General features: G+C 71.6%; 8 protein-coding genes and 1 riboswitch. Of the genes, 2 read left to right on the top strand and 6 right to left on the bottom strand.

From position 1 onward, the window contains the following. Positions 1-165 precede the first annotated feature (165 nt). From AB0F15_RS30190 to cutA, 5 genes are all read right to left on the bottom strand, one after another. Entirely contained in the window at positions 166-564 is a 399-nt protein-coding gene (locus AB0F15_RS30190) for an ATP-binding protein (RefSeq protein ID WP_360277512.1), read from the bottom strand. A 72-nt stretch (positions 565-636) separates the two neighbouring features. Then, on the bottom strand, positions 637-1,284 hold the full coding sequence (locus AB0F15_RS30185) for a response regulator transcription factor (protein WP_360277509.1): 648 nt from the start codon (positions 1,282-1,284) through the stop codon (positions 637-639). 67 nt (positions 1,285-1,351) lie between these two features. After that, a complete protein-coding gene (locus AB0F15_RS30180; protein ID WP_360277506.1) occupies positions 1,352-1,816 on the bottom strand; it encodes a DUF6292 family protein in 465 nt (154 codons plus the stop codon). A gap of 67 nt (positions 1,817-1,883) precedes the next feature. After that, a complete protein-coding gene (locus AB0F15_RS30175) occupies positions 1,884-2,591 on the bottom strand; it encodes an RraA family protein (protein WP_360277504.1) in 708 nt (235 codons plus the stop codon). An 11-nt stretch (positions 2,592-2,602) separates the two neighbouring features. Beyond that, positions 2,603-2,932 carry a divalent-cation tolerance protein CutA gene (cutA, locus tag AB0F15_RS30170; protein WP_360277501.1) on the bottom strand — a complete coding sequence of 110 codons (330 nt, stop codon included), beginning with the start codon at positions 2,930-2,932 and terminating at the stop codon, positions 2,603-2,605. A gap of 103 nt (positions 2,933-3,035) precedes the next feature. Here cutA and AB0F15_RS30165 point away from each other — a divergent pair, with 103 nt between their 5' ends. Both AB0F15_RS30165 and AB0F15_RS30160 read left to right on the top strand, forming a co-directional pair. Then, the gene (locus AB0F15_RS30165; protein ID WP_360277498.1) at positions 3,036-4,448 is read left to right on the top strand and encodes a hypothetical protein; all 1,413 of its coding nucleotides are present in this window, start codon (positions 3,036-3,038) and stop codon (positions 4,446-4,448) included. Between the two features lie 56 nt (positions 4,449-4,504). Beyond that, a complete protein-coding gene (locus AB0F15_RS30160; protein WP_360277495.1) occupies positions 4,505-5,680 on the top strand; it encodes an FAD-dependent monooxygenase in 1,176 nt (391 codons plus the stop codon). Between the two features lie 152 nt (positions 5,681-5,832). Here AB0F15_RS30160 and metH read toward each other — a convergent pair whose 3' ends face one another. Continuing rightward, complete coding sequence (gene metH / locus AB0F15_RS30155; protein WP_360277492.1) at positions 5,833-9,474, bottom strand: methionine synthase; 3,642 nt, start codon at positions 9,472-9,474, stop codon at positions 5,833-5,835. Between the two features lie 14 nt (positions 9,475-9,488). After that, positions 9,489-9,567, bottom strand: a riboswitch (S-adenosyl-L-homocysteine riboswitch). Positions 9,568-9,737 lie beyond the last annotated feature (170 nt).

The raw sequence follows: 9,737 nt of genomic DNA, 5'->3' as shown, positions 1-9,737 counted from the left end.
TGATCCGCTCCGCCCCCGCATTCCAGCTCGAAATACGCCCCTGCGTGTCGAGCATGAAAATCCCGTAATCCTGCACGCTCTGCACGAGCAGCCGGAAGCGATCGTCGTCCATGCGGCAACTCTGCCGGATCGCCGCCCGCACGGCGCGGCCGCGATCGGCGGTGCTCAGCCCGCGAGCTCGGCGGACACGGTGGGCAGGACACACCAGACCACCTTCCCGCGGCCGTGGCTCGCGGTCCCCCGCACCGAGGACAGGCGGTCGACCAGGGCGAGGCCCCAGCCGCCGTCGGCCCCCGCGGGGCGCCGCACGGGGGGCGCCGGGTTGTCGTCGAAGACCTCGACGCGGACGTCCGCGCCGTCCACGCTCAGCCGCAGGACCGGGTCACCGCCGGCGTGGCGCAGGGCGTTCGACGCGAGCTCGGTGACGACCAGCAGCGCGTCGTCGATCGCGATCCCGGCGGTCCAGGCCAGCAGGGTGAGCCGGGTGAAGCGGCGCGCGGCGGCGAGGCCGTCGGCCAGGTCGGTCAGCACGCACTCCGCGATGAGCGGGGCAGGGGTGTCCACCCCGCAAGCCTGCTCGACGGGCCCGGGCGGCGCGAGATGCAAAGACGCTCCCGCGCGGCTGGTGCAGGTGCATCAGCCGATGATGCCCTCCCGGCGGGCCACGGCGACGGCTTCGAGCTTCGACCGCGCTCCGAGCTTCTCCAGCACCCGCTGCACGTGGTTGCGCGTCGTGTTGCGGGACACGCCCAGCCGGCGGCCGATCTCGTCGGTGGTCGCGCCCTCGGCGAGCAGGTCGAGGGTTTCGCGTTCCCGCGCGGTCAGCGCCGCGCCCCCGGCGGGCCCCCGCCCGGTGAGCCGGTCGAAGACGCCGGGCAGCAGCTCCGGGTCGAAGACCACGCCGCCCGCGGCCACGTCCCGCACGGCGGATTCCAGCACGCCGAGCTGGGACGACTTCAGCAGCAGCCCGGCGCCACCCTCCTTGGCCACCTGCACGGCGATCGCCGGGGTCGCGTCGCCGGTCAGCACCAGCACCCGCGCGCCGCCGGCACCGAGCTGCGCGATGACGCCGAGGGCGTCACCGTCGGCGAGCCGCCGGTCCAGCACCACGACGTCCGGGGCGTGCTCGAGCGTGTCGGCGAGCGCCTCCGCCCGGGACCGCGACCGGCCCACCACGGTGATCCCGTCGGCGTGGTTCAGGGCCAGCTGCAACGCCTCGGCGACCATGTCGTGGTCCTCCACGAGCAGGACACGGACGGGACGGGGCTCATCGGCGGTGCTCACGGGGGTCCTCACTCGGGGGGTGACTGACCGCCCATCCTAGGCGCCCGGGCGCGGGACCGCTGCCCCCTCACCAGGCCGGGGAACTCGGCCGCAGCAGCCCTTCGGGACCGGTGACCGGCAGCCAGTCGACGAGGTCCTCGTGGTGGCCCGCCGACCGGAACACCGGCGGGCGGAACGAGCCGGCGGCCGGCCCGGTGACCCGCAGCACCTCGAGGAACCGGGCGACGGCGCGCGGCGCGGGCAGGACTTCGGTGCCGCCCAGGTAGGCGAGCACCTTCGCCGCGCCCCCGCCCGCGGGCTCGACGACCGCCGACCAGCCGTGCACCTCGTCCCAGATCAGGGCCAGGTCGTGGCCGGGCAGGTCCGGGAGCGTGCGGTCGAGGGCGACGTACCCGGAGGCCGGCACGTCGAGGTCGAGCGAACACGACTCGAAGCCGACGCCGACCGCCCGGGCGACCCGGGCGAGGTAGGCACGCAGCCCCCGGGCGAAGTGGTACTCGATGTCCCTGCCGAAGCCGATGAGCGTGTTCATGTTTTTCGCCTCCCGCGCCCGCTGCACAGCGGAATACCCGATCGGGGCGGCGATCACACTTTCGTGTTCATTCTTCGATCGCCCCGCCCACGGCCCGCAAGTGCGCGCGGAAAGTCAAGGCCGGATCCGTTTCCCGAGCCGCCAGGAATTCACCGAAACGCAGCTGCTGCCGCAATGGTTCGCCGCCGCGGATCCGGTCGGCCTGACGGCGTTCGGTTTCGCGGATGCCTTCCGCGAGGGTGAACAAGGCGTCCGCGCGGGCGAGCGGGACGAAGAGGACGCCGTCGTCGTCGCCCAGCACGAGGTCCGCCGTCCCGATCCGCCAGGGGCCGACGATCGCCTCGGCCAGCCCGCCGTCGACGCGCGGGCCCAGGCTGAGCGGACCGGTGGGCAGGGAGCCGAGGCTGAACACCGGCAGCCCGATGGCCCGGATGTCCGCGGTGTCGCGGTGCAGACCCCAGATCACCACCCCGGAGAGCCCGGCGGCGCGCGCCTCGAGGACGACCAGGTCGCCGACACAGCTCTCGTCGAGCCGGCCGCCGTTGTCGACCACCAGCACGCCGCCCTCGGGGGCACCCTCGAACGCCTCCAGGAAGACGTCGACGCTGCCGACGTGCCGCGCCGGGACCGCCGGGCCGCACAGGCGGGTGCCCGGCACCACCGCGCGCGTCGACGCGGGGGCGCACCGCACCGGGAGCCCGGCCCGGATGCACGCGTCGGCGAGGTGGGCGGTGGTCAGCGTCGCGAAGCGCTGTCTGAGTCCTTCGTGCTCCATACCGGCAGAATCTAGTCAGCGTCCCGGGTCTCGCCGGTCAGCCACGCCAGGTAGTCCGCGCTGCCGCCGACGATCGGGGTGGCGATCACTTCCGGCAGGTCGTAGCCGTGCAGCTGCCGCAGGCGTTCGGTCAGCGCCGGCACCCGGCCGGCGGTCGTCTTGATCTCGACGCGCCATTCCTGGTCGGTCTGCACGGCACCGTCCCACCGGTAGACGCTGGTGATCGGGCCGACGACCTGGGCACAGGCCCCCAGCCGGGCTTCCACCGCCTGCGTGGCCAGTTCCCGCGCTGCCGCTTCCGAATCCGTCGTGGACGTCACGATCACGTGGTCTGCCGCCATGGGTTCGAGGGTACCGGCGACCGTTCACCCCGAATTCGAGACAGCGCAACCACCCGGCGGCCAGGATGAGCGGCGCCGAAGTTCCCGACGTGAGGACCCGAGGATGCGCCGTCTGCCCGCACTCGCCACCGCCGCGCTCACCGCCTCCGCACTGCTGACCACCGGAACCGCCCACGCCGCGAGCCCACCGTTCACCGCGTCGGTGTTCCGGGCGACCCACAACAGCTATTCCGGCAACGTCGACGGCGCCAAGAACTCCCTCGCCTACCAGCTCGACCACGGCGTGCGGTTCCTGGAGCTCGACGTGCACGACAACGGCTACACGACGTCGCACGACTACGCCGTCGGGCACGACTCCCCCGGCAACCTCGTGGACCACGGCGGCGGCAACCCCGCGTCGAACAACCTGCGTGACTGGCTGGCGGTGGTGAACACGTGGTCGGCGCAGCACCCGGCCGCCGCGCCGATCGTCGTCATGCTCGACCTCAAGGACGACCTGACCGACAACCCCTCGTACGCGGCGGGAAACCTCACCGCGCTCAACCAGGAACTGGAGTCGGTGTTCGGCGCGCGGCTGCTCCGGGCGCAGGATTACCCGGCCGCGCAGCCGGACGTCGACGCGGTGCGCGGGCGCGTGCTGCCGCTGCTGTCCGGCGACGGCGGCTCCCGCACCGAGTACAAGCGGGACGTCGGCTACCACCCGGCGGTCGCGCTGAACGGGCGCGGCCAGGTGGTCGAGGTGCACGGCTCCGGGGCCGGCGCGCTCTGGTACTGGACCGGGACGTACGGCGCCGACGGCCGGGTCATCTGGCTGCGGCACGGGAAGTACGACAGCGGCCAGACGCCCGCCGTGGCGCTGAACGACAACGGCGACCTCGTCGAGGTGCACCAGTCGCAGGGCGCGTCCACGCTCTGGTACCACGTCGGCAAACTCGGCGCGGACGGCGAAATCACCTGGCAGACCAGCCACCAGTACGACAACGGCGTCCTGCCGACGGTCGCCTTCACCGACGCGGCCGGGACGCGGCTGCGGGAGATCCACCAGAGCCAGGGCAGCAGCCAGAACTGGACCTGGAACGGCGTCCTGGCGGGCACCACGGTGTCGTGGACCGGCAACGCCAAGACCTCCGACGCCCGGTTCGCCAAGGCGAGCGCCACCAGCGGCAGCCGGCGCGTGAGCGTGTGGACCGGCGCGGACGGCCCGACCCCGGCGCAGACGCTGCGCGCCGACACCGACCGCGTCGCCGGTGCCCGGATCCGCTACCGGCAGGTCGCGTTCGACGAGTTCCAGCAGGGCGACAGCGCGGAACTCCAGCAGGGTGCGCTGTTCTACGGCGCGCCCGCCACCGAGTCGGCGTTCATCACCTCGGCGCGCCAGTCGGGCAAGCTGGTGCGCGGCTGGGACTTCGACTCGGCGAGCCGGGCCACCACTCCCCTGGCGAACTACCCGGCGACCAACCACCCGTACGACGCCTGGTACCAGACGCTGCTGACGCAGAACGGCGCCGTCGAGTAGGCCGCCGTCAGCGTTTTGCCAGGGACCGGTAAGCGTCCCCGGCGAAGCTCGGCCGCATGAAGAACCGCACCGTCCTGATCTCCGGCGCGAGCATCGCCGGCCCCGCACTCGCCCACTGGCTGACCCGCTACGGCTGGACCGTCACCGTCGTCGAACGCGCTCCCGCGGTCCGGCCCGGCGGGCAGGCCGTCGACTTCAAGGGCGCCACCCACCGGACCGTCCTCGAGCGCATGGGCATCCTCGGCGAGGTCGTGCGCGGCCGGACCGGCGGGCAGGACCAGACGATCGTCGACGCCGCCGGACGCCCCCGGGCGGTGATCCCCGGCGAGTTCACCGGCGGCGAACTCGAAATCCGCCGCGGCGACCTGGCCGGAATCCTGTACCGGCACACGGACTGCGAGTACCTCTTCGGCGACACCATCACGAAGCTGACCGAGACGGCGGACGGCGTCGACGTCACCTTCGCCACCGCCGGACCGCGCCGCTTCGACCTCGTCGTGGGCGCCGACGGCATCCACTCGAACGTCCGGCGGCTGGCGTTCGGCCCGGAACGCGACTACGTCCGGTACCTCGGCTACCACTACGCCTTGGCCGAGCTCGGCGAGGAGCTCGCCGACGGCGAAGCGGTCATGTACAACGAGCCGGGCCGGATGGCCGCCGTCGGCGGGCCGAAGGCGTCGGCGTTCTTCGTGTTCGCCTCACCCGAACTCGGCTACGACCGCGCCGACACCGTGCAGCAGCGGCAGCTGCTGGTGGACGCCTACCAGGGCGCCGGCTGGCGGGTGCCCGAGCTGATGGCCAAGATCCCGCAGGCCCGCGAGTTCTTCCTGGACTCCCTGAGCCGGGTCACGATCGACCGCTACTCCCGCGGCCGGGTCGTGCTGCTCGGCGACGCGGCCTACGGCAACACCCTCGGCGGCTTCGGGACCGGCCTGGCGATCGTCGGCGCGTACGTGCTCGCGGGCGAGCTCCTCGCCGCGGACGGCGACCACCAGGCCGCTTTCGCCCGCTACGAGGAGCAGTTCCGCGGCTACGCGAAGATCTCGCAGCGCGGCAGCGCGGGCCCGTTCCTCGCGCCGCCGTCACCGCTGCGGATCAGGCTGCGGGACTGGACGTTCAAGTCCCGCTTCCTGCTCGGCCTGCTGCTCAAGGCGACCGACAAGTTCGCCACGGACATCGAGCTGGCCAACTACGCCTCCCAACTCACGTGCCCCGCCCCGGATCCCACGTGATCAAGGCCGTAACTCACGTGACTGAACCCGTAACTCACGTGATTGAAGCCGGAACTCGCCGGTTACGGCTCTGATCACGCGAGTTCCGGCTGCAATCACGCCGGTTACGGCTCTGGTCACGTGGGTTACGGGTTTGCGGCCACGCCGGTGGGTTAGGCCTCGGGGTCGTAGGCCAGGTTCGGCCGCAGCCACTGCTCGACCTCGGCCACCTCGACGCCCTTGCGGCGCGCGTAGTCCTCGATCTGGTCGCGGGCGAGCCGTCCGACGGTGAAGTACTTCGAGTCGGGGTGGGCGAAGATCAGACCGGACACGCTCGCGGCGGGCGTCATCGCGAACGACTCGGTCAGCGCCATGCCGAGCTCGTCGGCTTCCAGCAGTTCGAACAGCTCGCGCTTCTGGCTGTGGTCGGGACTGGCCGGGTAGCCGAGCGCCGGGCGGATGCCGCGGAACCGCTCCGCGTGCAGGTCTTCCAGCTTCGGCTGCGCGTCCGGTTCGAACCAGTCGCGACGGGCCCGCAGGTGGATGTGCTCGGCGAACGCCTCGGCGAGCCGGTCGGCCAGCGCCTTGACCATGATCGCGCGGTAGTCGTCCTGCTCGGCTTCGTACCGTTCGGCCAGCGCCTCGGCGCCGTGGATGGCCACCGCGAAGCCACCGAGGTGGTCCCCGACCGGCGCGATGTAGTCGGCGAGGCAGCGGTTCGCGCGGTCCGCGGGCTTCGCGGTCTGCTGCCGCAGCATCGGGAACTTGACGTGCGCGAAGTCGTCCTCGAGCAGGATGTCGTCTCCTTCGCTGTGCGCCGGCCAGTACGCGTACGCGCCCTTCGCGGTGAAGCTGCCGTCGGCGATGATCTGGTCGAGCAGCGTGTTCGCGTCGTCGAACAGCTCGCGGGCGACCGGCTGCTCCAGGATGGCCGGGTACTTGCCCTTGAGCTCCCAGGCCAGGAACAGGAACTGCCAGTCGATCATCTCGCGCAGTTCCGCGATGGCCGGTTCGACCACGCGGACGCCGGTGAACGCCGGGGTCGGCAGGCCGTCGAACGCCACCTTCTCCGGGTTCGCGCGGGCCTGCTCGAGGGTGAGCATCGGACGGCGCTGCTTGCTCGCGTGCTGCTCGCGCAGCACCTCCTGGTCGGCCCGGTTCTTCTCCGCCAGCACGATCGAGCGGTCCGGGTCGAGCAGGTCGGACACCACGCCGACCACCCGCGACGCGTCCAGCACGTGCACCGTGACGTTGTCGTAGGCGGGCGCGATGCGGACGGCGGTGTGCTGGCGGGACGTCGTCGCGCCGCCGATCAGCAGCGGGATCTTCAGACCGCGGCGCTGCATCTCGGTGGCGACCGCGACCATTTCGTCCAGCGACGGCGTGATCAGGCCGGACAGCCCGACCGCGTCGGCGCCTTCGGTGACGGCGGTGTCGAGGATCTTCGCCGCCGGCACCATGACACCGAGGTCGATCACCTCGTAGTTGTTGCAGCCGAGCACGACGCCGACGATGTTCTTGCCGATGTCGTGGACGTCGCCCTTCACCGTGGCCAGCACGACCTTGCCCTGTCCGTTGGACAGCTCGGCGCGGCCCGCCAGCCGGGCTTCCTCCTTCTCGGCCTCCATGAACGGCTCGAGGTAGGCGACGGACCGCTTCATCACGCGGGCGCTCTTGACCACCTGCGGCAGGAACATCTTGCCGGCGCCGAAGAGGTCGCCGACGATCTTCATGCCGTCCATCAGCGGGCCTTCGATCACCTCGAGGGGCCGGGCAAGCTGCCGCCGCGCCTCTTCGGTGTCGTCTTCGATGAAGTCCACGATCCCGTGGACGAGCGCGTGCGAGAGCCGCTCCTGCACCGTGCCTTCGCGCCACGAGAGGTCGACGACGCGCTTGGTGCCGCTGCCCTTGACGTTCTCCGCGAAGCTCACCAGCCGGTCGGTGGCGTCCTCGCGCCGGTCGAAGAGCACGTCCTCGACCAGTTCGAGGAGGTCCTTCGGGATGTCTTCGTAGACGGCCAGCTGGCCGGCGTTGACGATGCCCATGTCCAGACCGGCCTGCACGGCGTAGAACAGGAACGCCGAGTGCATCGCCTCGCGGACGACGTCGTTGCCGCGGAAGGAGAAGGACAGGTTCGAGATGCCACCGCTGGTCCGCGCGCCCGGGCAGCGCTCCTTGATCCGGGGCAGCGCGTCGATGAACGCCTTCGCGTAGCCGTTGTGCTCGGAAATGCCGGTGGCGACGGCGAGGACGTTCGGGTCGAAGATGATGTCCTCGCCCGCGAAGCCCGCCTGCTGCGTCAGCAGGTCGTAGGCGCGGCCGCAGATCTCGACCTTGCGGTCGGCGGTGTCGGCCTGGCCCTGCTCGTCGAAGGCCATCACGACGACGCCGGCGCCGTAGTTGCGGATGGTGCGGGCCTGGGCCAGGAACGGCTCCTCGCCCTCCTTGAGGCTGATCGAGTTGACCACGCCCTTGCCCTGCAGGCAGCGCAGGCCGGCTTCGAGCACGGTCCACTTGGAGCTGTCGACCATCACCGGGATCCGGGCGACCTCGGGCTCGGTGGCGATCAGGTTGAGGAAGGTGGTCATCGCCTCCTCGCTGTCGAGCAGGTCGGCGTCCATGTTGACGTCGAGCAGGTTCGCCCCGCCGCGGACCTGCTCCAGCGCGACGTCGACGGCGCCCTGGTGATCGCCCGATTCGATGAGCCGGCGGAACCGCTTCGAGCCGGTGACGTTCGTGCGTTCGCCGATCATCACGAACCCGGTGTCGGCGCCGATGCCGAACGGCTCGAGCCCGCTGAAGCGGGTGTGGGTCCGCGGCGCGGGCACCTTGCGCGGAGTGACACCCTTCGCCGCGGCGGCGATCTTCGCGATGTGGTCCGGCGTGGTGCCGCAGCAGCCGCCGACGAGGTTGACCATGCCGTCCCGGGCGAACCCGCCGACCAGGCCGGCGGTCTCTTCGGGGGCCTCGTCGTAGCCGCCGAAGGCGTTCGGCAGCCCGGCGTTCGGGTGACAGGCGACGTAGGCGTCGGCGATCCGCGACAGTTCCTCGACGTGCGGGCGCATCTCGGCGGCCCCCAGCGAGCAGTTGACCCCCACGACCAGCGGCTTCGCGTGCTCGATCGAGCTCCAGAACGCCTCGACGGTCTGGCCGGACAGCGTCCGCCCGCTCAGGTCGACGATGGTGACGGAGATCCACAGCGGCAGGTGCGGCGCGACCTCGCGGGCAGCGGCGATGGCGGCCTTGCAGTTCAGCGTGTCGAAGATCGTCTCGATCAGCAGCAGGTCGACGCCGCCCTCGGCGAGCGCGGCGATCTGCTCGGCGTAGGCCGCCTTGACCTGGTCGAACGTGACCGCCCGGTACGCCGGGTCGTCGACCTTGGGCGACAGGCTGAGGGTGACGTTGAGCGGGCCGATCGACCCGGCCACGAACCGCCCGCCGGCTTCATCGGCCGCCTGGCGGGCGAGCTGCGCGCCGCGGACGTTCATCTCGTGGACGTACGCCTGCAGGCCGTAGTCGGCCTGGCCGATGCTGGTGGCGGTGAAGGTGTTGGTCGTGGTGACGTCCGCGCCCGCGGCCAGGTACTGGCGGTGCACGTCGAGGATGACGTCCGGGCGGGTGAGGTTGAGCAGGTCGGGGTCGCCGGTGACGTCGTGGGTGTGCTCGCCGAAGCGGTCGCCACGGTAGTCGGCCGGAGTCAGCCCGGCGCCCTGCAGCATGGTGCCCCAGGCACCGTCCAGTACCGCCACGCGCTGGTCGAGCAGCTCACGCAGGCGCGCGGAGGGGTCGAGCTCTCGCGGAGTGATCGGGTTCACCGGCAGCCTCCCTCAGTCGGGAGGCGCCCTTGGTTGGTCATTCCCGGCCGAGCGTGGCGGACCCGGTGGTCCGTTGCAGCGCCTCTCGGCTCGTGGTCCAGGATATCGGATCCGGGCCCCCGCACGCCATCCCGCCCCACCGACGTGTCCACTGAATGGGACAGCGTCTGTCCACAATGGATTACCGGGTCCACCCTGCACCTCCGTCGGCCGACGTGCCCGCGACTGCGGTTCCGAGTGTGGCAGCCGGGCATCGAGCCCCC

The organism is Amycolatopsis sp. NPDC026612 (assembly GCF_040638285.1).
Classification (GTDB): Bacteria; Actinomycetota; Actinomycetes; order Mycobacteriales; family Pseudonocardiaceae; genus Amycolatopsis.
Note: the sequence above shows the minus strand (reverse complement) of the source record. Positions and strands in the feature narration are given on the sequence as shown.

What these genes read in the sequence shown, in the direction of transcription:
- cutA (WP_360277501.1), bottom strand. Translation starts at nt 2,932, where the DNA reads ATGGCGGCAGACCACGTGATCGTGACGTCCACGACGGATTCGGAAGCG.
- AB0F15_RS30180 (WP_360277506.1), bottom strand. Translation starts at nt 1,816, where the DNA reads ATGAACACGCTCATCGGCTTCGGCAGGGACATCGAGTACCACTTCGCC.
- AB0F15_RS30175 (WP_360277504.1), bottom strand. Translation starts at nt 2,591, where the DNA reads ATGGAGCACGAAGGACTCAGACAGCGCTTCGCGACGCTGACCACCGCC.
- AB0F15_RS30165 (WP_360277498.1), top strand. Translation starts at nt 3,036, where the DNA reads ATGCGCCGTCTGCCCGCACTCGCCACCGCCGCGCTCACCGCCTCCGCA.
- AB0F15_RS30160 (WP_360277495.1), top strand. Translation starts at nt 4,505, where the DNA reads ATGAAGAACCGCACCGTCCTGATCTCCGGCGCGAGCATCGCCGGCCCC.